Origin of the sequence: Micromonospora sp. WMMD723, from assembly GCF_049863385.1 — a bacterium.
Taxonomy (GTDB): Bacteria; Actinomycetota; Actinomycetes; order Mycobacteriales; family Micromonosporaceae; genus Micromonospora; species Micromonospora wenchangensis.
Window position 1 is genome coordinate 2,274,300 of sequence record NZ_JBMKNR010000001.1, and the last position, 21,673, is coordinate 2,295,972.

General features: G+C 74.6%; 22 protein-coding genes. 4 read left to right on the forward strand and 18 right to left on the reverse strand.

Going from position 1 to position 21,673, the window contains the following annotated elements; all coding sequences use genetic code 11:
* Positions 1-144 precede the first annotated feature (144 nt).
* Positions 145-984, forward strand: coding sequence for a Rieske 2Fe-2S domain-containing protein (locus ACN261_RS10305; RefSeq protein WP_425849699.1), 840 nt, complete (start codon positions 145-147; stop codon positions 982-984).
* Positions 985-1,195: 211 nt separating this feature from the next.
* Here the strand turns inward: ACN261_RS10305 and ACN261_RS10310 are convergent, their stop codons facing one another.
* The 12 genes from ACN261_RS10310 to ACN261_RS10365 all read right to left on the reverse strand — a co-directional run bounded on the left by ACN261_RS10310 (position 1,196) and on the right by ACN261_RS10365 (position 10,704).
* Positions 1,196-2,479: a LysM peptidoglycan-binding domain-containing protein gene (locus ACN261_RS10310; RefSeq protein ID WP_421484998.1), complete on the reverse strand. Its 1,284-nt coding sequence runs from the start codon at positions 2,477-2,479 to the stop codon at positions 1,196-1,198.
* A gap of 76 nt (positions 2,480-2,555) precedes the next feature.
* The gene (locus tag ACN261_RS10315) at positions 2,556-2,930 is read right to left on the reverse strand and encodes a hypothetical protein (protein WP_402893940.1); all 375 of its coding nucleotides are present in this window, start codon (positions 2,928-2,930) and stop codon (positions 2,556-2,558) included.
* Positions 2,931-2,983: 53 nt separating this feature from the next.
* On the reverse strand, positions 2,984-3,460 hold the full coding sequence (locus tag ACN261_RS10320; RefSeq protein ID WP_425853584.1) for a TadE/TadG family type IV pilus assembly protein: 477 nt from the start codon (positions 3,458-3,460) through the stop codon (positions 2,984-2,986).
* Between the two features lie 146 nt (positions 3,461-3,606).
* Entirely contained in the window at positions 3,607-4,056 is a 450-nt protein-coding gene (locus ACN261_RS10325; protein WP_421486972.1) for a TadE family protein, read from the reverse strand.
* 68 nt (positions 4,057-4,124) lie between these two features.
* Complete coding sequence (locus ACN261_RS10330; RefSeq protein WP_421484999.1) at positions 4,125-4,316, reverse strand: hypothetical protein; 192 nt, start codon at positions 4,314-4,316, stop codon at positions 4,125-4,127.
* 27 nt (positions 4,317-4,343) lie between these two features.
* A complete protein-coding gene (locus tag ACN261_RS10335; RefSeq protein WP_421485000.1) occupies positions 4,344-5,207 on the reverse strand; it encodes a type II secretion system F family protein in 864 nt (287 codons plus the stop codon).
* The gene (locus ACN261_RS10340) at positions 5,204-6,103 is read right to left on the reverse strand and encodes a type II secretion system F family protein (protein ID WP_421485001.1); all 900 of its coding nucleotides are present in this window, start codon (positions 6,101-6,103) and stop codon (positions 5,204-5,206) included. The genes ACN261_RS10335 and ACN261_RS10340 overlap by 4 nt, the downstream gene beginning before the upstream one ends.
* On the reverse strand, positions 6,100-7,653 hold the full coding sequence (locus tag ACN261_RS10345) for a CpaF family protein (protein WP_421485002.1): 1,554 nt from the start codon (positions 7,651-7,653) through the stop codon (positions 6,100-6,102). The genes ACN261_RS10340 and ACN261_RS10345 overlap by 4 nt, the downstream gene beginning before the upstream one ends.
* A complete protein-coding gene (locus ACN261_RS10350; RefSeq protein WP_357925206.1) occupies positions 7,643-8,446 on the reverse strand; it encodes an AAA family ATPase in 804 nt (267 codons plus the stop codon). Before ACN261_RS10350 ends, ACN261_RS10345 begins: the two co-directional genes overlap by 11 nt.
* 2 nt (positions 8,447-8,448) lie before the next feature.
* Positions 8,449-9,099, reverse strand: coding sequence for an SAF domain-containing protein (locus ACN261_RS10355; RefSeq protein WP_425849705.1), 651 nt, complete (start codon positions 9,097-9,099; stop codon positions 8,449-8,451).
* Positions 9,100-9,154: 55 nt separating this feature from the next.
* On the reverse strand, positions 9,155-10,150 hold the full coding sequence (locus ACN261_RS10360) for a hypothetical protein (protein ID WP_425849707.1): 996 nt from the start codon (positions 10,148-10,150) through the stop codon (positions 9,155-9,157).
* Positions 10,144-10,704, reverse strand: a complete 561-nt coding sequence (locus tag ACN261_RS10365) for a hypothetical protein (protein ID WP_421485005.1) — start codon at positions 10,702-10,704, stop codon at positions 10,144-10,146. Before ACN261_RS10365 ends, ACN261_RS10360 begins: the two co-directional genes overlap by 7 nt.
* A gap of 559 nt (positions 10,705-11,263) precedes the next feature.
* On the opposite strand from ACN261_RS10365, the gene ACN261_RS10370 reads away from it, so the two are divergent.
* A complete protein-coding gene (locus ACN261_RS10370; protein ID WP_425853585.1) occupies positions 11,264-11,965 on the forward strand; it encodes a prepilin peptidase in 702 nt (233 codons plus the stop codon).
* Positions 11,966-11,971: 6 nt separating this feature from the next.
* Here the strand turns inward: ACN261_RS10370 and ACN261_RS10375 are convergent, their stop codons facing one another.
* A complete protein-coding gene (locus ACN261_RS10375) occupies positions 11,972-12,595 on the reverse strand; it encodes a phosphatase PAP2 family protein (RefSeq protein WP_425849709.1) in 624 nt (207 codons plus the stop codon).
* A gap of 174 nt (positions 12,596-12,769) precedes the next feature.
* Between ACN261_RS10375 and ACN261_RS10380 the strand changes: the two genes are divergently transcribed.
* Positions 12,770-15,115 carry a glycoside hydrolase family 65 protein gene (locus ACN261_RS10380; RefSeq protein WP_421486974.1) on the forward strand — a complete coding sequence of 782 codons (2,346 nt, stop codon included), beginning with the start codon at positions 12,770-12,772 and terminating at the stop codon, positions 15,113-15,115.
* On the opposite strand, the gene ACN261_RS10385 is transcribed toward ACN261_RS10380, so the two are convergent.
* The gene (locus tag ACN261_RS10385; protein ID WP_421485007.1) at positions 15,080-15,565 is read right to left on the reverse strand and encodes a hypothetical protein; all 486 of its coding nucleotides are present in this window, start codon (positions 15,563-15,565) and stop codon (positions 15,080-15,082) included. The two genes, ACN261_RS10380 and ACN261_RS10385, sit on opposite strands and share 36 nt — an antisense overlap.
* A 186-nt stretch (positions 15,566-15,751) precedes the next feature.
* Here ACN261_RS10385 and ACN261_RS10390 point away from each other — a divergent pair, with 186 nt between their 5' ends.
* A complete protein-coding gene (locus ACN261_RS10390; RefSeq protein ID WP_425849712.1) occupies positions 15,752-16,534 on the forward strand; it encodes an SAM-dependent methyltransferase in 783 nt (260 codons plus the stop codon).
* 74 nt (positions 16,535-16,608) lie between these two features.
* On the opposite strand, the gene ACN261_RS10395 is transcribed toward ACN261_RS10390, so the two are convergent.
* From ACN261_RS10395 to ACN261_RS10410, 4 genes are all read right to left on the reverse strand, one after another.
* Positions 16,609-17,676 (reverse strand): NADPH:quinone reductase, encoded by a 1,068-nt coding sequence (locus tag ACN261_RS10395; RefSeq protein ID WP_421485009.1) that lies wholly within the window; start codon positions 17,674-17,676, stop codon positions 16,609-16,611.
* The gene (locus ACN261_RS10400; protein ID WP_425849716.1) at positions 17,673-18,899 is read right to left on the reverse strand and encodes an MFS transporter; all 1,227 of its coding nucleotides are present in this window, start codon (positions 18,897-18,899) and stop codon (positions 17,673-17,675) included. The genes ACN261_RS10395 and ACN261_RS10400 overlap by 4 nt, the downstream gene beginning before the upstream one ends.
* A gap of 218 nt (positions 18,900-19,117) precedes the next feature.
* Positions 19,118-19,591 (reverse strand): RrF2 family transcriptional regulator, encoded by a 474-nt coding sequence (locus tag ACN261_RS10405; RefSeq protein ID WP_357925226.1) that lies wholly within the window; start codon positions 19,589-19,591, stop codon positions 19,118-19,120.
* A 29-nt stretch (positions 19,592-19,620) separates the two neighbouring features.
* On the reverse strand, positions 19,621-21,588 hold the full coding sequence (locus tag ACN261_RS10410; protein WP_421485011.1) for a chorismate-binding protein: 1,968 nt from the start codon (positions 21,586-21,588) through the stop codon (positions 19,621-19,623).
* Positions 21,589-21,673 lie beyond the last annotated feature (85 nt).

Here is a 21,673-nt window from a genome sequence, read left to right on the forward strand (position 1 = left end):
GGCGCGACGCCGGTGGTGGGATGTTGCGGGGTCGATGGTGCTGCGTGGGCGCTGTCGGGCTGATCGGGGCGGGAACCCGGATCGGTGCCGGTCGCCCGGTTTGCGACCCGGTCAGGCGGGAAGTCGGACAGGGTGCGAGCGTTGATGACGAAACTCGAACAGGCCACCGCCCTGGACCGCACGGGCGACCGGTTGCAACGTGCCGTCCAGGCGACCCTGCGCCCGCAGCGGGTACGCGACCTGCTGCACGGCGTCTTCCTGGGCCACCCGCTGCACCCGGCGATGGTGCAGGTGCCGGTGGGGTCCTGGATCTGCGCCGCGGTGGTCGACCTGCTCCCCGGCCAGCGTCGGGCGGCCACCACCCTGGTCGCGCTGGGCACCGTGAGCGCGGTTCCCGCCGCCGTGGCCGGGCTCAACGACTGGGCGGAACTCTCCCGGGACCAGCGCCGGGTGGGGCTGGTGCACGCCGCCGCCAACACCGTTGGCCTGACCCTCTACGCCGGCTCCCTCGCGGCCCGGTTGACCGGCCGGCACGGCGTCGGGCGGGCCCTGGCCTACCTGGGGCTGGGCGCGGCGAGCGCCGGGGCGTACCTCGGCGGGCACCTGGCGTACAAGCAGGGGGCACAGGTCAGCCAGAGCGTCTCCGAGCTGCACCGGATGGGCGACGGGTGGCGGCCGGTGGCCGACCTGGCCGGGCTGCCGCAACGCAAGCTGGTGACCCGCGAGGTGGACGACGTCTCGGTGATCCTCTACCGGCACGGCGACGAGGTCACCGTCATGCTGGAGCGCTGCCCGCACCAGAGCGGTCCGCTCGGCGAGGGCGAGGTGCAGGAGATCGACGGGCATGCTTGCGTGGTCTGCCCCTGGCACGGCTCGGCGTTCCGGCTCAACGGCGGCGAGGTCGTCCACGGCCCGTCCGCCACCGACCAGCAGATCCTCCCCACCCGCGTGGTCGACGGCACCCTACAGACCCGCCTCCCCTGACCCCCACCCCGCTCCCGCCTCCGCCCCGCCCCGCTCTCGCTTTCAGAGGTCGATCAAGAGGTTTGCGTCAAAGTCGATCTTCAACTTGACGCAAACCTCTTGATCACTTGACGCAAACTTCTTGATCACCGGGGCGACCCCGCTGGGGCGGGCTCGCTGGGGCGGCCCGGGGTTGGGCGAGTTGGGGGGTAACGGGCGAAGGGGAATCGGGTCAGTCGCGGCGGTGGCGGCCGGTCACCAGGTCCCGGGCGGCGGAGGCGCGGCTGCCCATCGAGCGGCCGGGGGTGCGACCGGTGGTGGACGTCCGGGCGGCGGCGATCCGGGCGGCCGAGGTGCGGCCGGCGGTCACCCGGACGGGGCGGCGACGCAGGCCGAGCACCGCACCGATCTGCGCGCCGACGATGCTCGCCACGGCCAGTACCGCCGACACGGCCAGCGGCCTGTTGATCGGGTCGTCCGGGGTGCCCCGGGACGCCCCGGCGGCCATCGCCGGTGGCACCCCGACCGGTCGTTCGGCGGGCGGTTGGGCGGTCTGCGGGGTGGCCGTCTGCGGCGTGGCCGGCCCGACCTTCCCGGGCTTCGGGGTGGCCGGACCGGTCGGCTTCGCGGCGGCGGGTCCGGTCGGCCTGCCCGGGGTGGAAGGCGCACCCTGATGCTGCGGGTCGGCCTGGCCGCCGGGGGTGGTGGCGGGCGGGCGCGGCGACGGCTTGCGGGGCGTACCCGGGACGAGGTGGCCGCTGGCGTGCCGCCGGGCACCGGTGTCGTCGGCCTCGGCGGGGAGCCTGATGAGCTGGCCCGGCCTGATCCGGTCGGCGTCGCGCAGGTCGTTGAGCCGGGCCACCTCGGGGTAGCGGTCGAAGTCGTCCAGGTACCGTTCGGCCACCTCGCCCAGGTAGTCGCCCCGGGCCACCCGGTAGACCGGCTTCCCGGCCGGCTTCTCGGCACCCGGGACGGGACCGAGACCGGTGCCGGGGGCGGCACCGAGGGCGGCACCACCGATGCCGGCGCTGGGGGCTGCCCCCAGGCCGGTACGCGAGGCGTCCAGCGTCGTCGCCACGCCGGTGCCGGCGGCGGCCGGCATCGGGTGGGTCAGGGTCACCGCCGCGCTCGCCGCCGGACTGGCCGCGATGATCAGCGCGACCGAACCCAGCAGGGCCGCCGCCGCCCGCTGCTGCCGGCGCATACCGGGCAGCCGGGGCGTCTGCCGGCGGGTCACCTGGGCGCCGATCTCCACCAGCACCGAGAAGGCGAACGTCGCCCAGCCGAACCAGCCCACCAGCGCGAGCGCCCGGATGAAGAGCTGACCGTCGTCCCGGCTGGTCAGCACGGTGCCGACCTCGCTGAGGGTGGGCAGGTGGTCGGGCAGCGGGTTGCCGGCGAAGGCGAGCAGCGCCACCGGTGCGCCGACCAGCAACGCCACCAGGACCACCAGCGACCCGAAGCCGGTGAGCAACTGGCCGGTTCGTCGGGCGGTGGAACCACGCGGTGTGGTCATGCTGCCCTCCTTCCTACGGTCTGCCGGTGCGGGGGCACCGGGTGCGTGGGCCGACGGGGCCGTCGGGCCAGCGGGTTCATGGTCGGTCGGTGAGGGTGCGGGCGGTCGCCTCGCCGGCCACGGTGACGGTGCGGTCCATGCCGATCAGGCCGAGCAGGTGCCGGCGGTAGACGACGGTGACGCGTACCCGGATCTGCTTCTCGCCGGCCACCACCGGGAAGCTGACCTGCTGCCCGGTCACGTCGGAGTTGCCCCGCAGGTACTGCGTGACGGCCGCGCGGGCGCCCGGCTCGTCGATCACCTTGGGGCGGCCCTCGATCGCGGCGGCCCGGTCGATCACCTGGCCGCCGCTGCGGGCCGCCTCGGCGGCCAGGTCGTCGGCCCGTTGCAGGGTACGCAGCTGACCCGCGCCGTCGTACGCGATGCCGATGACCGCCAGCACGCCGATCATGGCGACGGCCAGGAACAGGCTGATCCGGCCCTCGTCACCGGTGGGGCGGGCGGTCACTGCCGGCTCCGGTAACGGTCCAGCGGGGAGCCGAACGTGGCCTCGACCCGCTTGTCGCCCATCGGCAGGCCGGGGAAACGCATCCCGGCGAACGAGACCGTGCAGCTCACCCGGACCCAGACGCTCGCCGGCTCGCCGAGCTGGCTGCGGAACGCCGCGCCCAGCGACGTGTGGTCGGAGTTGCGGGTGGAACCCCAGACCGTGACCTGGGGTGCGCTGGCGCAGTTGAGGCCCCGCCAGTCGAGCTGCCGGCGGGCGGCCGACCGGGCGGCGCTCTCCGCCGTGCCGGCGTCGCGGGCGATCGAGGCGGCCCGCGCGGCGTCGTGGGCCGCCGCCTCCACCGCCTCGTCGGCGACCGCGACCCGGCCGGCCACCCCGGCCAGCATCAGCAGCGCCAGGAACGCCGGGGCCAGCACCGCTACCTCCACCGACACCGACCCCCGGGTACGCCCCGCAGCACGGTCGGCCGGCACGTCGCCCGGGATGCGGCCGGCGGCGTGCACGACCGTCTCGGCGGGGCAGCCGGACCGCGGGGCGTGGGCCACGGCCCGCTCCCCCCGGGCGGGCCGGGTCAGCAGGTCACGCCAGGTTCGCCTGGTGCGTGGGGGCGGGTGGCCGGTCACGGGTTCGTCCACCGTTCGACGGTGCCGTGGGCGGTCTGCCGGACGTCGAACCGGACGGCCGGGATGACGCTCAGGGACTTCCCGGTGACCGTGCAGGTCACCTCGGTCGCGGTGGTGGCGCAGGTGGTCTTCGCACCGACCAGCCAGTCCCCGGCGGCACCGAGGAAGTGCTTGGCGCGGGTCTCACCCGCCCCGGCCGGCGCGTCGAGGACCCGTTGCGCGTTCACCCCGCTCTGGGCGGCGTGCATCGCCGTGGACCGGGCCACGAACCATGCGGCGATCTGGATGGAGCCGAAGAGGAGCACCAGCACCGCCGGCATCACCACGGCCAGTTCCACGGGGTTGGCCCCCCGGTCCGTACCCCCGGCGGTGAGCCGGCGACGGGCGGCCCGGCCGGCGGCACGGAGCCAGGCCGGCACGGCACGCCCGGCGTCGGGTGCGCGCAGGGGTGCGCACCGGGACCGGGCGGTGGGGGCCGTCCGGTCCCGGCACGGGCGGGCCGGGGGTGCGCCTGTCACTTGGTCGGGATGCCGTTCATCCAAGCCGTGGCCTTTTCCTTCACCAGAATGGTGACGGCGATCCCGGCCGCCACCAGACCGGCGATGATCACGGCGGTCGGGACGGGGCTGTCGCCCCGCTCCGACTCCCGGCGTAGCTCGGCCAGGCGGGCCACGGTGGCGACGTAGAGGAAGGTGACGAGGTGCATGGCGGGACTCCTTGGGGAGGGGATTGCTCAGAGGCGGGCGACGAACGGATAGAGGATGAACGCCAGCAGCACGAAGACCAGCAGCGAGCCGGGAATGTCCAGCCGGCTGGTGACGCCCTCGGCGCGGGCCAGGTTGTCGGTGCGGATCTGGTCCCGGAGCGACTCGGCGCGGCTGCGCAGCGTCTCGTGCACCTGGGCGCCCTCGCTGCCGGAGGACCGCATGATCGCCCCGACGTCGCCCAGCTCCGGAATGCCGATCTTCTCGGCCAGCTCCTGCAACTCGTCCCAGGGCGAGTGCATCTGCATCTGGGCGATCCGCAGCGACTCCCGGATGCGGGCGAAGACCCAGCCGTCGCAGACCGCCGCCGCGCGTTCCAGCGACTGCACCGGGCCGTGCGCCGCCGACAACTGCAACGCCACCAGGTCCAGGTAGGTGCAGACCGCGGCGCGGAACTCCTCCCGGGCGGTGTCCGCCTTGGCCAGCACCGACCGGTGCGCGAGCAGCGCGCAGAACAGCGCCAACCCCAGGCTCCCCAGCACCGGTACGACCACCGGCATGCTCACCCCGGCCAGGAAGAGCAGCGCCCCCGCCACCGTCGGGGTGGCCAACCCGACCAGGGCGGAGAGCAGGATCGACATCGTGTACTGCTCGGGGGTCTGGTCGAGCAGGGCGAGCTGGCGGTGCGGCGGGCGCAGCCAGCGGGCGAAGCCCCCCAGCCAGTCCGGCCCGCGTCCGGCGGCGACGGCGGTGCCCGCGGGCTGGTGCAGCCGGCGCAGCGCCGGGCCGAGCGCCGGGGAGGCCGGCAACGCCTCCCGGACCAGCAGGAACAGGCCGAGCCCGATGGCCGCCCCGCCCAGCACCGCGATGGTGAGCTGCCAGTTGAGCGTCACGCGACCACCTCCGCCGGGTCGGGCCTCGGCAGGAACCGGGGCGGCGGCGGGGGTTGGCTCATCGCGCGTACCCAGGCCAGCAGGGCGATGAACGCCGTGGCGAGCACCGCCATCAGCACCTGGCCGAAGAACGTCCCGTACGGCCTGACGTACTCGGTGTTGACCAGCCCGTACGCCAGCACGGCCAGGGTCATCCCGGTGAGGAAGCGGACCGCGAACCGGGGCTGGGTGCGCTTGGCCTCCACCTCGCGTCGGGTGGCCACCTCGGCGGAGGCGGCCGACGCGATGGAGCCGAGCACGTCGCCGAGGCGTTCACCCCGGTCGGTCAGGTGCAGGATCAGCGCGGCGACCACCTGGTCGCAGACCGGGTCACCGATCTCGTCGGCGAACGCCAGCAGGGCGGACCGGGCCGTCCAGCCGGCCTGGAGGCGGGCGGCGAGCAGCCGTACCTCCTCCTGGATCTCCTCCGGGACGGTGGCGATGGTGGTGACGATCGCCTGCTGGAGGCCCTGCCCGGTGTTGGAGACGTCCTTGAGCCGACGGGTCCACTCGCCGACCGCCTCGATCCGGGTGATCGCCTGCTGCTCGGCCCGGCCCACCGCGAACAGCCAGGGCACCCCCGGCACCGCCACCGCCACGATCAGCCCCACCACCGGCAGCCCGGTCAGCAGGAACGCCAGCGCCCCCGCCACCGCCGCCGCGCCCAACGTCATCTGGTGCGCCCGCTGGTCCCGCCGGTTGGTGCCGGAGCCGAGCCAGAGCCGGCGCAGCCCGGTGGTCGAACTGCGCGCCGGACGGGTCGGTCTGGTGGTGCCGAACAGCGCCACCACGGCCAGCACGATCCCACCGACGCAGGCCGCGCCGGAGACCACCGCGAGCAGTTCGATGGTGCTCATCGGCGCACCGCCGGGGCGAGTCGGCTGTGTCGGGGACGACGCCACGCGCCCGCGCCGGCCTCGATGAAACGGGACAGCAGCCGGGCGTCGTAGCCGACCCGCAGCAGTTGCCCACGGACCCGTTCCGGCAGGTGGCGGGGGATGGCCCGACCGTCGGGACCGGGCCCGAAGACGGTGGTGGTGGTGATCCGGTTGGCGTCGCCGACCCCGACCACCTCCTCCACGTGGGAGACGAACCGGTGCTTGCGTCCGCCGATCGCGGTCTCGTCCTCGACGGTGACGTAGACGATCAGGTCGAGGGCGTTGCCGGCCATCCGGCGGGCCTGGTCGACGGTCATCTCCCGGCCGTGCGCCAGGGCCAGCTCGATGATCCGCTCGCTCACCCCGGCCGGGGTACGGGCGTGGATGGTGCACATCGACCCACGGCTGGTGGTCATCGCCTGGAGCATCGGCACGATCTCCCGGGACCGGACCTCACCGACGATGATCCGCAGCACGCCCATCCGCAGCGACACCGGGATCAGGTCGGCGATGCTCACCTCGCCGGCGGGGCGACCGTCCATGCCGCGTTCGCCGTGCCCCTCCCGGGACTCGAAGCTCATCACCGCCCGGTGCTTGTCCCCGCGCCGGGCCGGCAGCAACTCCCGGCTCTCCTCCAGCAGCACGTAGGGCTCGTCGGGCGGGATCTCGTCCATCAACGCCCGGATGACTGTGGTCTTGCCGGCCCCGGCCAGCCCGGCGACCATGATGTTCAACCCGGCCCGCATGGACGCCCGGAGGAAGTCGCGCAGCAGCGGGTCGATCATCTCGTCCAGGTCGGGGCGGCTGCCGGCCAGGTCGTCGAGGCTGACGTCGAGCGTGTTGTGCTTACGGATCACCGCGTAGGGGCGGTGGCTGACCAGGAACACCGCCGCCAAGCGGCTGCCGTCGGGCAGTTGCAGGTCCAGCGTCGGCTTCGAGGTGGACAGTGACCGCTCGGTCGCCCCGGCCCGCCGGGCCGCCGCCTGGAGGATCTCCACCAGCTCGTCGTCGCTGTCGGCGATCGGTTCACCCCAGTCGACGCCGCCACCGTGCCGGGTGATGCGCACCTGGTCGCAGCCGAGGATGTGCACCTCCTCGATGGTGTCGTCGACCAGCAGGGTCTGCAGCCGGCCCAGCCCGACCAGTTCGGCGGTCACCTGGTCGAGCAGGGTCCGTTCCTCGTCGGCGCTGAGCGGGGTGCCGGCCCGGCGTACCGCGTCGGCGTAGCCGGAGACCACGGCGACGGCGAGCCGGGCCCGCTCGACCTCCTCGGCGTCGGCGTCGAACTCCCGGCCGCGCTGCCACTGGGTCAGCCGTTCGCTCAGCTCCCGGCGCAGCTCGCGGACCACCGCGAAGTCCACCTTCGGCCGGGGTGGCGCGGCCGGCGGGGGCGTCTGCGGGGCGGCGGCCGGCGGCGTCGCCGCAGCGGTGGCGTGGTGCCGGCCGTTCACCGGGGCCAGCGGCGGCATCGTCGAGGTGACCCCCGGCGGCGGGGTGCGCGGGTCGTGCGAGACCGGTTCAAACCGCATCCGGCACCCCCTGCGCCGGGGCCGGCCAGGCCAACCGGGCCCGCCGTTGCTCCAGGATCTCCCGTACCGGGGCCTCCAACCCGGCCGCCGCGCGCATCAGCGGCCGTCCGGCGCGGACCGTGCCGCCGAAGCTGAGCGCCTGCGCGGTACGCGGGTCCTCCGGCAACCGGGCGATCACCGGCACCCCCAACGCCTTGCCGATCTCGGCCTTGCCGTGCCCGTCGCCGACCACCACCAGCCGCAGCGTGCCCGGGGGCACCCGGTGGTGGGTGAAGTCCCGTTCGATGGCGCGGATCATCGACCGGGTGCCGGAGAGCCCGGGTAGCTGCGCCCGGGTCACCAGCAGCACCACGTCGGCGGCGCGCAACAGCGGCCAGGGCGGCCCGAAGACCTGGAGCCGTCCACAGTCGACGATCACGTCGTAGCCGGGACGGCCCTTCTCCAGGGTGCGGAAGAAGTCGGCGAACCGTTGCCACAGCGGGGCGACGCTGCCGGCCTGCGCCGGGTCCACCACGCCGGGCAGCAGCAGCCGCTCCCGCCTCGGCGCGTCCAGGTCGACCAGTTGCGACCAGAACGTCGACTCCAGGCTGCCGTCGCGCAGCTCACCCACGGCCAGCTCGCCGATGCCGCGCGGCCCGTCGAGCTGGCCGCCCAGGTAACCGGCGAGCACCGAGCCGCCGGCCGGGTCGCACTCGGCGAGCACCAGCCGCCGGTGCCAGCTCAGGGTGCAGGCCAGCGCCGTGGTGGTGACGCCGGGCGACCCCTTCGCCGAGACCAGCGCGATGATGGCCATGGTCAGGCCGCCTCGGTCAGCACGAGGGCGATCCGCTCCTGTGCGGCCAGCACCACCACCGCCGGGACGTCCCGGACGGCGAGCGCCAGGTAGATCACCACGTCGTCGTTCTCGGGGGCGAGGGTGTCGATCACCGTGGCGGTGAACCGGGTGGACGACGGCGCGTTGTCGGAGTCCTCGTCCGGGGTGCTGACCAGCAACACCTTGTCACCGGGGTGCAGCTTGCGGGCCGGCACCTTGCTCGGCTCCAGGCCCAGCGCGATCTGCTGCTGCCCCTGACCGAGCAGCGGGGCGTCGGTGAGCTGCGCCATGGTGAGCAGCGACCCGGGGACCAGCGACACGGCGGCCCGCTTGCCGACCACCTCGTCGCGTTTCTTCGCCGGCACCGGGGACAGCCCGGCACCTCCGGAGACCTGCACGCTGACCAGGTCGTCGGCGATCAGGATGCGACCCACCTCGACCGGCCGGGCGATCGCCAGGTAGCTGCCGGTGGCCCGCACCGAGGTGACCGCGAAGGCCGCGCCGAGGCCACCCAACGCGATCAGCAGTACGGCGAGCCCGAGCAGGCCGGGCCGGGTACGGCGCTGCCGGACCACCTTGGGCGGGGCGATCGGCGCATCCACCGGAACTCCATCGCGGGTGGCCAGACTCACTGGTACATCTCCGTTCGCGACTGCGGGTCTCGCAAGATCAGCTCGGCACGGGCGCTCATCGGGTCACCACCTGGAGTTCCTTGATCTGGATGTCGACGACGCCACTGGTGCGGGTCTGCGCGATGTCGCCGCTGCGGCCACCGCCGACCCAGTGCACGTTCCAGAACGTGGTGGCGCTGACCCGGTAGTTGCCGACCCTGGGGTAGCCGTCGTAGCCGCAGGTCGGCGACTTCTTACCGGCGTTCGGACCGGTCGCCTTGTACGGCGTGCCGGGGCCGCGGCAGGTGATCTTCTTGCCGTTGCCCATGTCCCACACGATCCGCTGGACCTGTGCGGTGATCCGTACGGTCAGGCCCCGGTCGCTGGCCGAGGCGCGGAGCGGGCCGAAGTAGTTCCGGCCGCTGCTGGCCCACATCCAGACCGGCAGGCCGACCAGGCCGGGGCCGAGGCTGCGCCGGGGGGCGACCGACGCGCGGGGCGGCAGCAGGCTGATCGAGGCGAGCGCCCGACGGGCCAGCTCCTCCGGGTCGGGCGGGGTGCCGAACCCGGGCGGCGGCCCGTCGAGCAGCACCATCGACTGCGCGCCCAGGTCACCACCGTTGCAGGTCTGGACGTACCACACCTGACCCTCGGGGGCCTCCTCCTGTGGCTCGGCCACCTTGTAGTAGCAGCCGCTGGAGTTGTCGAACCAGCCGAGGTTCGGGTTGTAGCAGGGCAGCGGCTTGCCGTTCCACTGGCACTTCGGAGCCGCGCCGGGGCTGTTCGGGCTGCCCGGCCCGGTGCCACCGCCCGGGTCACCGGGGGTGCCCGGGTCGTCGTCCCAGATGCTGCAGTCGTTCTGGCCCGGCGGGCACTCCACCCCCGGGCCGGCGGCCCGCACCGGGGCGGGTGGCGCGGCCACGGCGACCAGCACGGCCAGCAGCAGGCCGGCGAGCACCCGGCGGGGCACGCCGCCGACGGGTCGGAGCAGACGGGGAGCGGCGGGCTCGGGGCCGGCCGGGGGCAGGGCGGCGCAATGGGTCGGCACGGGCGTTCCTTCCCGGGTCAACATGGCTGGTCCTCATGGGCGGCACCGGAATTGATCAGCCAGCGGCCGTCCGGGTAGCGGGTCGCGGTGGCGGTCGCCAGGTGCCGGGTGCCGGCCGAGCCGGGCACCACCCGGTTGTCCTTGCGGTAGACCAGCCGGTAACCCGTGGCGTCCAGGCAGTCCTGGATCTCCACGGTCGGCGGGTCGCTGTCGAGGCTGACCGAGGTGACGGAGGGCTGCGAGGTCAGGGTCCCGGTGCGGACCGCGCCGTGTCGGCGGGCGTCGTCGATCGCCACCCGGACCCGGGTGAGCAGCGGGTCGCCCAGGAACCGGGTCAGCTTCGGATGGCGGGGATCGCTGTTGCGGCTCGCCTCCCGGGAGGCTTCCAGATATCCGGCGTACGCGGCCAGCGCGGCCCGCTCGGCGGCCTGCTCCGCCTCGGTGGGCGGACGGTCGTCGCTGGCCGCCCGGGTGGCGGGGGCGGAGGTCGTCTCCGGCGGGTCGGCGCAGCCGGCGAGGGCGGCCACCACGACGACGACCAGGCAGCTGGTCCAGTGGCGGGATCGCCCTGTACGCATTGCCGTGTCCTCCTCGGTGGCGCCCGGTGGCGACGGTCGTGGCGGCCTCCGGGCATGCGGCGGTACTCCGGGATGATGTCGATCGGACAATTCCGGGTGCTGCGGCATTTACCTGTGTGGATCTTGTGTGAATGGGTGGTTGTGGCGTCCGACGCGGCTGCGCGGGGTTGCGTCGTACTCAAGGGGCGAGCATAGGCTGACGTGCGCCGATGCAACAGAGGCAATTCATCCGAGCACTCACCGTGATGGGCAGGAGTGACCGAAGGTGGGCGATGTCCAGGGAGTCCGACCGGTGTCACCGGTGCCCGCCGATCGCGGGTCGGTGCCCGCCGAAGGGGTCGGCCCGATCGGCGAACCGCCTGCGTCGCCGGAGGATGGGGGACGGGTCGAACGGGCCGGTCCGATCCGCTCCCCGAAGGCAGCCGTCGATGCCCCGGAAACGCCCGACGGGGCGGCGGGCGCTCAGGTCTGCACCGGGGACGCCGAGCTGATATCGGACCGTTACGTCGACCCCGTCCGGACGTCACGCTCCGTGTCTGTCGTCCGGCGGCTGGCCGGGATGCTGGCGGTCGTACCGGTGCTGCGGCTCACGGTCGCCCGGTACGCCGTACCCCCGGGGGTGGCCGACCGGGCCGGATGCGACGGCTGCGGCGCGCCGGTCGGGCTGGACCGGCCGCTGCCGGCGCTCGGGCCGACGGCCCGCTGCCCGGTCTGTGCGGGCCGGGTCGGCGCCGCGCCGTTCGCGGTCGAGGCACTGCTGGTGGTGGCCGTGGCGGTGCTGGCGCTGGTCGACGGCGCGGTGGCCGAACGGGCCGCGCTGGCCTGGTGGCTCGGCTGCGCGGTCCCGCTCGTGCTGGTGGACCTGGCGGTGCACCGGCTGCCGGACCGGCTCACCTGGCCCGCCGCCCTCGGCACCTGGACGTTGCTCGGGGTGGCGGCGGCGACCGGGGCGGGTGCCGGGACGTGGCTGCGGGCGGTGACCGCCGGGGTGGCGCTCGGCCTGGCCTTCGCCGCCACCACACTGCTGCTCGGCCGGCGGGGCTTCGGCCTCGGCGACGCCAAACTGGCGCTCGGGGTGGGGGCGTTGCTCGGCTGGCAGGGGTGGGGGACGGTGGTGACCGGGCTGGTGCTGACCTTCCTGCTGTCGGCGCTGGTCGGGGTGGTGCTGCTGGCCAGCCGTCGGGTCGGGTGGTCGAGCCACCTGCCGTTCGGTCCGTTCCTGGTCGCCGGCACCTGCGCGACGCTCCTGCTGACCGGCTGATCCCGCTCAGCCGACCCGCTGACCCTGGTCGACCTTCCGGGTGGCCGGGCCGGAGTGCCGGCGCAGCATCTCGGCGAGGAACCGGGCCGCCGGGAGGCCCACCAGCAGGGTCACCGCCAGGCCGAGCAGCAGGCCGGCGAGGACGTCGTGCGGGTAGTGCACGCCCACGAAGACCCGGGAGAACGCGGCGAGCAGCGCCAACGGGGCGGCCAGCAGACCCCACCGGGGGGACAGCAGCAGCACGGCGGTGGCCAGCGCCCCGGCGATCGTGGCGTGGTTGCTGGGGAAGGACCAGTCGCCTGTCGGCGGGCACGGTGCGGCCAGGATGGTGACCGCCCCCCGACAGGGCCGCTCCTCGTCGATCAGCGACTTGAGCAGTTCGCTGCAGCCGTACGCCAGGACGACGGTGGCCGGCGCGACCAGGGCGAGCGCCCGGCCCCACGGGTCGGGTCGGCGCAGCCGGGGCACGGCGACGGCCACCACCAGCAGGCCGAGCAGCAGGATCACTGCCTCGGTGAAGTGCACCGCGAACCACTGCACCGGGGCCGGGGCGGCATCGGCCACGTCGACGACGTCGCGGTACCACTCCTCGCTGATATCGGGAATGTCTGTGGTAATCGTTTGAATCACTGCTCACCTCACCAAACTGTCATACCTCTTTTAGTCCCATCGAGGTGCAGGAACCGGGTGTACCGGTCACATGGTGCGCGATGCCGGGGCGGATCCCCGCCCCCGTCACAGCGAGTTCACAGCGGTCCCCGCGATTGGCCGCCCACCACCACCGGGTACCTCCCCGCCGTGCAGATGGACGAGACCTGGCAGATCCGGCGGACCGCCACCGACCTGGACCGGCTCGGCGAGACCGAGTCGGTCTTCGCCCTGTCCAACGGGTGGGTGGGCTGGCGGGGCACCCTCGACGAGGGCCAGCCCTACGGCATGCCGGGCAGCTACCTCAACGGGTTCCACGAACGGCGGCGACAGAGCTACCCCGAGGACGGGTACGCCTTCCCGCAGGAGAGCGACACCGTGATCAGCGCGCCCAACGCCGCCCTGATCCGGCTCTGGGTGGCCGGCGAGCCCCTCGACCTGCGCACCGGCACCGTCCGCGCCCACGAGCGCACCCTCGACCTGCGCGCCGGCGTGGTACGCCGACACACCGAGTGGATCTCACCGGCCGGGCACGGGGTACGGGTCCGCAGCACCCGGCTGGTCTCCCTGCCCCGGCACGCCGTCGCCGCCGTCGACTACCAGGTCGAACCGCTCGACGACCGGCCGGTCGAGATCCGGGTCTGCTCGGACGTGCTCGCCAACGAGCGGGTGCCCGAACGCGCCGACGACCCCCGGGCCGCCTCGATCGTGCACGACCCGCTCGACGCCGAACTGCACCGCCCCGACGGCCACCGGGGCGTGCTGGTGCACCGCACCGACCGCAGCGCCCAGCGGGTCGCCGTCGCGGTGACCCACGAGACGGACGTGCCGGCGGGGTTCGCCGACGGCGACGACCACACCCCGGACCGGCTGCGCACGACCCTCGAAGGACGGCTCGCCCCCGGGCAGCGGCTCCGCCTGACCAAGTACGCCGCGTACGAGTGCGCCCCGGTCGACGGCGGCACCCCCGACGAGCTGGCCGACCTGGTCACCGCCGAGGCCGACGCCGCCCACCGGCACGGGTTCGACGCGCTCCTGGCCGACCAGCGGGCCGTGCTCGACGAGCGGTGGCGCACCGCCGACGTGGAGATCGACGGCGACCCGGAACTCCAGCAGGCCGTCCGGTTCTCGGTGTTCCACCTGCTCCAGGCGGGCCGGACCGACGGCGACCGGACCATCGCGGCGAAGGGACTCACCGGCAACGGCTACGACGGGCACGTGCTGTGGGACACCGAGAGCTACGTGCTGCCGGTGCTGACGTACCTGCTGCCCGGGGTGGCCCGGGGCGCGCTGCGCTGGCGGCACGCCCACCTGCCGCAGGCCCGGGAGCGGGCCGCCGAGCTGCGGCTCACCGGGGCCACCTTCCCCTGGCGGACCATCGGCGGCCGGGAGTGCTCCGGCTACTGGCCCGCCGGCACCGCCGCCCTGCACGTCAACGCCGACATCGCCGACGCGGTGCTGCGCTACGTCACGGTCACCGGGGACCAGGAGTTCCTCGCCGACACCGGGCTGGAACTGCTGGTCGAGACGGCCCGGCTGTGGGCCGGCTACGGCCACTGGTCCGACGACGGCGCGTTCCACGTCACCGGGATCACCGGCCCCGACGAGTACGCCGCACTGGTCGACGACAACGTCTTCACCAACCTGATGGTCCGGCGCAACCTGCGGGGCGCCGCCGACGCCGCCGGACGGCACCCGGAGCGGGCCGCCGCGCTCGGCGTCGACCCGGCGGAGATCGCCGGCTGGCGGGCCGCCGCCGACGCCGTGCACCTGCCCTACGACCGCAAGCGCGGGGTGCACCAGCAGGCGGCCGGTTTCACCGAGCAACCCGAGTGGGACTTCGCGGCGATGACCGACGACGACTACCCGCTGCTGCTGCACTACCCCTACCTGGAGCTGTACCGGCGGCAGGTGGTCAAACAGGCCGACCTGGTGCTCGCCATGCAGCGCTGCCCGGGGGAGTTCACCGCCGAGGCCAAGGCCCGCAACTTCGCCTACTACCAGGCCCGCACCGTCCGCGACTCGTCGCTGTCCGCCGGCTCCCAGGCGGTGCTCGCCGCCGAACTGGGCCACCTCGACCTGGCGTACGACCTGTTCGCCGAGGCGGCGCTGCACGACCTCGCCGACCTCGGCGACAAGACCGGCGACGGGCTGCACCTGGCCGCGCTGGCCGGGGCGTGGACGGCGGTGGTGGAGGGCTTCGGCGGGCTGCGCGACGACACCGGCGTGCTGTCGTTCGACCCCCGGCTGCCGGCCCGGATCGACCGGCTCGCCTTCCACCTGCGCTGGCACGGGCAGCGGCTGCGGGTCACGCTGACCCGCGACGGGGCCCGCTACGAGCTGCCCGACGCCGACCCGGAGACGACCGTCGACCTGCGGCACGCCGGGGAGCCGGTCACGGTCACCGGTGCGGCGGCGGTCACCCGGCCCCTGCCGCAGGTGCCCGACCCGGGGCCGGAACCGCCGTCACCGCACGGCCGGCGGCCCGCCCGCCGGGCCTGACCCGCCCCGCATCCGCTCCCGCACCACCGCCAGCTCCTCGAAGGCGTACGCCCAGTTGTGGCACTTGAAGCTGCGCAGGCCGGTGACCGGGGTGTGACAGTCGAGGCAGTGCACCCCGGCGATCGCGTCCGGGATCTCGGTGTTGACGTAGCGGCGTTCACCGAGGATCACGGTGGCGATCATCAGCGGGTCGTGCACCCCCTTGAGGGCCGAGGCGACGATGTCCAGCCAGGTGGCCCGGCGTCCGCACTTGGGGCAGTCCGGCTCGTCGCCGCTGACCCACAGGGGCGCGCCGATGCTCTGCGCCGGCATCCCGAGCAGCTTCTCCAGCCGGCGTACGTCGTGTTCCGGGGTGGTCCAGCGGTGCCGCCCCGGCAGCGAGGCGGGTGAGTCGTACACGGCCCGGAACAGGGCCGGGTCCACCTCCACGGTCTCCCGGGCAGTGTTCATCGGTTGCCTCCTCGCCGACAGTCGGTGTCACCGTCATACCGGCAGGTGACGGTCGGGTGCTGCCGGCTCGCCGACACGGGGGGTCAACATGTCGTCGCCCCGGGTGCTAGACATCAGGGCGCGGGGTGCCCGCCGCCCGGCGGTGGGTCGTCCCGCAGCGACGACGCGAGTGGAGGGAGAGGGCCGGTGACCGCGCCGACCGACGCCGAGCAGGGGCCGAACGTGGCCCGGATGTACGACTACTACCTCGGCGGGTGCCACAACTTCGCCGCCGACCGGGCCGCCGCCGAACAGATCCTGCGGATCTTCCCGGACACCGGGATCGCCGCCCAGGCCAACCGGCACTTCCTGCGCCGGGCCGTCCGGCACGCCGCCGAGCTGGGCGTACGCCAGTTCCTCGACATCGGTGCCGGGCTGCCCACCCAGGGCAACGTGCACGAGATCGTCCGTCAGGTCGCTCCCGACTCGACGGTGGTCTACGTCGACTACGACGAGGTCGCCGTCACGCACGCCCGACGGCTGCTGCCGGTCGACGGGCGGACCACCGTCGTCCACGGCGACCTGCGCCGGCCGGACGAACTGCTGGCCCACCCCGACGTGCGGGCGGCGATCGACTTCGACCGCCCGGTGGCCGTGCTGCTGGTGGCGGTGCTGCACTTCGTCACCGACGCCGAGCAGCCGTGGGACGCCGTCGCCCGGCTGCGCAACGCGACCGTCCCCGGTAGCCCGCTGGTGGTCTCCCACCTCACCACCGACGGGGCCCCGCCGCTACCCACCCGGCAGGGGCAGGCGGTCTACCAACGCAGCAGCGCTCCGCTGGTGCCCCGCCCGCACGCCGACGTGCTGCGCTTCTTCGACGGCTACGACCTGGTCGATCCGGGGCTGGTCCGGGTGGCCGAGTGGCGACCCGACGGGGAACCCCGGGAGCGGATCTCCCACGGCTACGCCGGGATGGGCCTGCGCCGCTGACCACCGTCCCGGGCCGGCCCCGCGAGACCCCACCGTCGCCGACCGGCCGACCCGATCCGCCCGCCCGGCGACGGTCAGGGTGGGGTGGGTAGCAGGAGGGTGCGTACCCCGTGCAGGCCGTCCTCGGCGCGGCGGTGCGCCTCGGCGGCGGCGGCCAGCGGGAGCGTCTCGACGGTGCGGGCCCGCAGCCGGCCGTCGGCCAGCAACGCGTTGATCGCCCGCGCCGCGTCGGCCAGCTCGGCGACGGTGGCGTGCGAGATCACGAAGCCCAGCACCGCGCCGTCACGCAGGTACAGCTCACCGGCGGGCAGCGTCGGGGTGGTGCCCAGGCCGGCCAGCACCAGCACCCGGCCCCGGGGGGCGAGCAGGCCGACGGTGCTGGTCAGGTCGTTGACCCCGGCGGCGTCGAGCACCACGTCCACCCCGGACGGGCAGGCCCGGCGGACCTGGGCGGCCCAGTCGGCGTCCCGGTAGTCGACCACCGGCTCCGCGCCGAGGCCGGCGCAGTGGTCGGCGTCGCGGGGGTGCGCGGTGGCCACCACCCGGGCTCCGGCGGCGCGGGCCAGGGTGACCGCGGCGCTGCCCACGTTGCCGCCCGCGCCGATCACCAGCACCGTCTCACCCGGCCGGACCCGGGCGTGGGTGACCAGGGCGAGGTAGGCGGTGGCCGCCGGGTGCGCCACCGCCACCGCGGCCAACGGGTCCACCCCGGCGGGCACCGGGTAGAGCCGGTCGGCGGGCACCGCCACCCGCCCGGCGGCGGCACCGGGTCGGCCGGCGTGACCCATGCTGTTGCACCACACCCGGTCCCCCGGCGCGAAACCGGTGACGGCCGCGCCGACCCGCAGCACCGTGCCGGCCAGGTCCCGGCCGATGACGAACGGGAAGGTCAGCGGGGTGCGGAACGCGCCGGACCGGACGAAGGTGTCCACCCGGTTCACCGGGCTCGCCTCGACCCTGACCAGCACCTCGGTCGGCATCGGTTCGGGCGCGGGCAGCGGGCCGACCCGGATCGTCCCGGCGGGCCCGGTGCGGTCCACGTACGCGGCGGTCGTGGTGTCCGTCGCGCCGGACCGGGGTGCCGGCGGGGCCGACCTGCCCGCACCCGGTGTCGGCCGGGCGGCGGGGACCCGGCCGGTCACGACGTCACCGCCGGGGTACGCCCGGTGATCCGCCGTCCGAGGTGGAGCACCAGCAGGGCCAGCACCGCCCCGGCCGCGCCGAGGGCGTACATGGTGGGCACGCCGGAGGTGAGGGTCGCCCCGCCGACGGTGGTGCCGAGGCCGATGCCGATGTAGATGGCCGACGAGTTCAGCGACACCACCAGCGGGGCCTGCTGCGGCGCGGCGGCGATCAGGCGGTGCTGCTGCGCCGGGGTCTGACACCAGCTCGCCGCACCCCACACGCCGACGAGCAGTCCGACCAGGAGGACCGGCGCGGAACCGGCGGTGCTGAGCGCGCCGAGCACGCCCAGTGCGACGACCATCGCGGCGTAGCCCACCACCAGCACCGGCAAGGCGCCCCACCGGTCGGTGGCGTAGCCGGAGGCGACGTTGCCGGCGACCGCACCCGCCCCGTAGACCAGCAGCATCAGGTTGACCTGGTAGGCACCGACGCCGAGCGCGCCGAGGGTGGGCACCGCGAAGGCGTACACCGTGTAGGCGGCGGCCATGCCGATCACGGTGAGCGGCAGCACGGCGAGCACGCCCGGCCGGCGCAGCGCGGTCAACCGGTCGCGTAGCGGCACCGCCGCCGCGCCGGGCAGCGCGGGCATCACCAGCCGGACGGCCACCGCCACGGCCAGCGCGAGCAGGGCCACCGCGACGAGCGCCGCCCGCCAGCCGAGCCACTGGCCGGTCAGCCCACCCAGCGGGACGCCCAGCGCGGTGGCGACGGTGAGCCCGCCGATCACCACCGCGAGCGCCCGCCCGCGTAGCGCCGGTGACACCAGGGAGGCACCCGCCGCACCCGCGTTCGGGGTGTACGCGGCGGCACCGGCGGCGGCGACGATCCGGCCGACGATCAGCACCGGCAGCGTGTCGGCGGCGGCCGAGACCAGGTTGCCGGCGGCGAGCACCAGCAGCGCGGTGACGAGCAGCGTACGGCGCGGTAGCCGGGCGGTCAGGGTGGACAGCACCGGGGCCAGGACCGCGTACGAGATGGAGAAGACCGTCACGGACTGCCCGGCGGCGGCGGTGGAGACGTGCAGCGCGGCGGCCATGTCGGGGAGCAGCCCGGCGACCACGAACGCGTCGGTGCCGACGGCGAAGGTGCCGGCCGCGAGGATCAGGGTGAAGCGCAGGCCCCGACCGGGCCCGGCGGTGGTGGCCGGCTCCGGGCCGGTGCGGGTGTGCAGGTGGGACATGGGGTCTCCGGATACGGGACGGCATGCGGCGGCGCGGCGGAGCGCGCCGGGCACGGGATTCGGGTGTGGACGACCACCGGGCCGACGGCGGGGGTCCGTCCGGCCCGGCGGCCGGTGCTGCGGTCGCGGATGGCCCCGGCCGGTCGCGGGTGGACCGGTGGTCGGCGGGTGCGCGGGCCGACGGTCGGTCGGCGGTCGCGGCGGTGACGGGCGGGGCGTCAGCCGCGCAGCAGCGCGTAGCGGCGACGGGTGCGTTCGGCCGCCTCCGGCGGTGCCGAGGCGAGCAGGTCGGCCAGGGTGTGGCCGGCCAGCTCGCGTCGCCAGGCCAGGTCGGCGCGGTGCATGACGGTGCTGATGGCGCACGGGGTGCGGAACTCCGGCGCGGAGGGGTCGACCCCCGCGCCGCGCTGGCGGATCTCGGTGCACCGGAACGGGTTGTCGGCCCCCTCGATCGCCACCGTCACGTCCATCACCGTCACGTCCGCCGGTTGGCGGGCGAGCCGGAACCCGCCGCGCGCACCGGGCACCGACTGGAGGATGCCGGCCCTGGTCAGGGCTTGGAGGCACTTGGTGAGGTAGGCCGGAGGCAGCTCGAACCACTCGGCGAGCCGGACGGCGGGCATCGGGTGTTCGCCGCCGATCCAGGCGAGGGTGAGGCAGCAGTGCAACCCCCACTCGACCTGCTCGCTCATCCGCATAACCTGGATAGTACACGTCCTGGTTAGCTTCGGGAGTCGACGCCGACGGCCGAGAGCATCCGCGCCGCGCCCGGCAGCGGCAGGACCCGCAGCAGTTCCCGCAGGATGCCCACCCCGTCCTCGGTCAGGATCGACTCCGGATGGAACTGCACCGACGCGAACCCGGCCGCCCGCAACGCGTACACGTCGCCGGTCGCCGGGTCCCGGCTCACCTGCACCGTCCCGGCGTGCCGCCCCGCCGGCAGCAGCGAGGTGGGACAGCGTCCGGTGAAGGTGTTGTAGAAGGCGACCCGGTGCCGCACGCCGAACAACCGGATCTCCTTCTGCACCCCCTGGTTGGGCACCGGCAGCCGGTGCAGCGGGATGCCCAGCAGGTCGCACAGCACCTGGTGGCTCAGGCACACGGCGAGGAACGGGCGGCGACCGGCCAGCAACGTGCCGATGGTCTCCCGCAGCAGCCGCACCCTCGCATCGGCACCGTCGCACGGGTCACCCGGACCGGGCCCCAGCACCACCAGGTCGTACCCGTCGACGGTGAACGGCTCGTCGTGCCGGCACACCGTCACGTCCAACCCCAGCGAGCGCAGTTGCTGGCCGAGCATGACGGCGAAGGTGTCCTCGGCGTCGACCACCAGCACCCGCCGGCCGTCGAACAGCGGATCGGCGTCGCCGGCCCGGTGCGGGCCCTCGGTGCCGGGCTGGTCGGAGGCCAACCAGAACCGGCCGACCCGCTCGTTGCGTCGCCGCAGCGCCCGCCGCACCCCCGGATGCCCGGCCAGCCGGCCGAGCGGTTGGGCGTGCAGGGCGGTCAGCAGGCCGGCGGCCTTCGCCCGGGTCTCCGCCGCCTCCGCCACCGGGTCCGAGTCGCGCACCAGCGTCGCACCGACCGACAGGCGCAGCCGGCCACCGGAGTCGATGTCGGCGGTACGGATCACGATCGTCGAGTCCAACGTCCGGCGGCCGTCCCGGTCGTGGCCGATCAGGGCCAGCGCGCCGCTGTAGTAGGCGCGGCCCGTCGGCTCGTACCGGCCGATCACCCGGGTCGCGTTCTGCAACGGGCTGCCGACCACCGTCGGGGCGAACATCGTCTCCCGCAGCACGTCCCGCACGTCCGCGTCGGTGTCCCCCTCGACCAGGTACTCGGTGTGCGCGAGCCGGGTCATCTCCCGCAGGTACGGCCCCCGGACCCGGGCGCCGTCCGGGCAGATCCGGGCCATCATCTTCAGTTCCTCGTCGACGACCATGAACAACTCGGCCGTCTCCTTGGAGGTGGCGAGGAAGTCGAGCACGCCGGGCAGGGTCGGCCCGGACTCCGGGTAGCGGTAGGTGCCGCTGATCGGGTTCATCACCGCCCGGCCGTCGGTCAGGCTGACGTGCCGTTCCGGGCTCGCCCCGACCAGCGTCCGGTCACCGGTGTGCACCAGGAACGTCCAGTACGCGCCGTTCTCCGCCGCGAGCAGCCGACGGAACAACCGCAGCGCGGCGGTCAACGGGTCCCCGCTCAGGTCGGCGATCCAGGTGCGCTTGAGGACGAAGTTGGCCCCCTGGCCGCTGCCGATCTCGGCGTCGAGCACCGCACGCACCAGCCCGGCGTACGCGGCGTCGGACAGGTCGTAGTCGCCGGGGCCGACCGGGATCTCGCCGTCGGGGATGCGGCGCAGCACCTCGGCCAGCGGCAGCACCTCCTGCTGCTCGACCCGCATCGCCAGCAGCGGGGTGCCGTCGTCGGGGGCGTCGAACCCCCGCTCGGCGAGCTGCCGGTAGGGGATCAGCACCAGCAGGTCCTCGCCGGCCGGGGAACCGGCGGGGTCGGGCAGGGGCAGGTCGGCCAGCCGGTCGACCGGGGCGACCGGCCCGGCGAGCACGTCGACCCAGCCGTACTCGTGCGCGTACGGCCGGTGCAGCAGGGCGAACGGTCCATGGCACCCGGCCCGGTCGGCGGGTGGCAGCGTGACCGGGTCGGACGACGGTGGTCGGTGCTGCGTGGACATCGGCCGCCTCCTCTCGTGGTGGTGGGTGCCCGACCGGCCGGTACAGGTTCCGGCCGGCCGGGCATGCGACGGTGGTTGCGACCCG

Excerpts from the sequence above, each read along its gene's own strand:
- ACN261_RS10305 (WP_425849699.1), top strand. The coding sequence starts at position 145 with ATGACGAAACTCGAACAGGCCACCGCCCTGGACCGCACGGGCGACCGG.
- ACN261_RS10310 (WP_421484998.1), bottom strand. The coding sequence starts at position 2,479 with ATGACCACACCGCGTGGTTCCACCGCCCGACGAACCGGCCAGTTGCTC.
- ACN261_RS10315 (WP_402893940.1), bottom strand. The coding sequence starts at position 2,930 with ATGATCGGCGTGCTGGCGGTCATCGGCATCGCGTACGACGGCGCGGGT.
- ACN261_RS10330 (WP_421484999.1), bottom strand. The coding sequence starts at position 4,316 with ATGCACCTCGTCACCTTCCTCTACGTCGCCACCGTGGCCCGCCTGGCC.
- ACN261_RS10340 (WP_421485001.1), bottom strand. The coding sequence starts at position 6,103 with ATGAGCACCATCGAACTGCTCGCGGTGGTCTCCGGCGCGGCCTGCGTC.
- ACN261_RS10345 (WP_421485002.1), bottom strand. The coding sequence starts at position 7,653 with ATGCGGTTTGAACCGGTCTCGCACGACCCGCGCACCCCGCCGCCGGGG.
- ACN261_RS10350 (WP_357925206.1), bottom strand. The coding sequence starts at position 8,446 with ATGGCCATCATCGCGCTGGTCTCGGCGAAGGGGTCGCCCGGCGTCACC.
- ACN261_RS10360 (WP_425849707.1), bottom strand. The coding sequence starts at position 10,150 with ATGTTGACCCGGGAAGGAACGCCCGTGCCGACCCATTGCGCCGCCCTG.
- ACN261_RS10365 (WP_421485005.1), bottom strand. The coding sequence starts at position 10,704 with ATGCGTACAGGGCGATCCCGCCACTGGACCAGCTGCCTGGTCGTCGTC.
- ACN261_RS10370 (WP_425853585.1), top strand. The coding sequence starts at position 11,264 with ATGCTGGCGGTCGTACCGGTGCTGCGGCTCACGGTCGCCCGGTACGCC.
- ACN261_RS10380 (WP_421486974.1), top strand. The coding sequence starts at position 12,770 with ATGGACGAGACCTGGCAGATCCGGCGGACCGCCACCGACCTGGACCGG.
- ACN261_RS10385 (WP_421485007.1), bottom strand. The coding sequence starts at position 15,565 with ATGAACACTGCCCGGGAGACCGTGGAGGTGGACCCGGCCCTGTTCCGG.
- ACN261_RS10400 (WP_425849716.1), bottom strand. The coding sequence starts at position 18,899 with ATGTCCCACCTGCACACCCGCACCGGCCCGGAGCCGGCCACCACCGCC.
- ACN261_RS10405 (WP_357925226.1), bottom strand. The coding sequence starts at position 19,591 with ATGAGCGAGCAGGTCGAGTGGGGGTTGCACTGCTGCCTCACCCTCGCC.
- ACN261_RS10410 (WP_421485011.1), bottom strand. The coding sequence starts at position 21,588 with ATGTCCACGCAGCACCGACCACCGTCGTCCGACCCGGTCACGCTGCCA.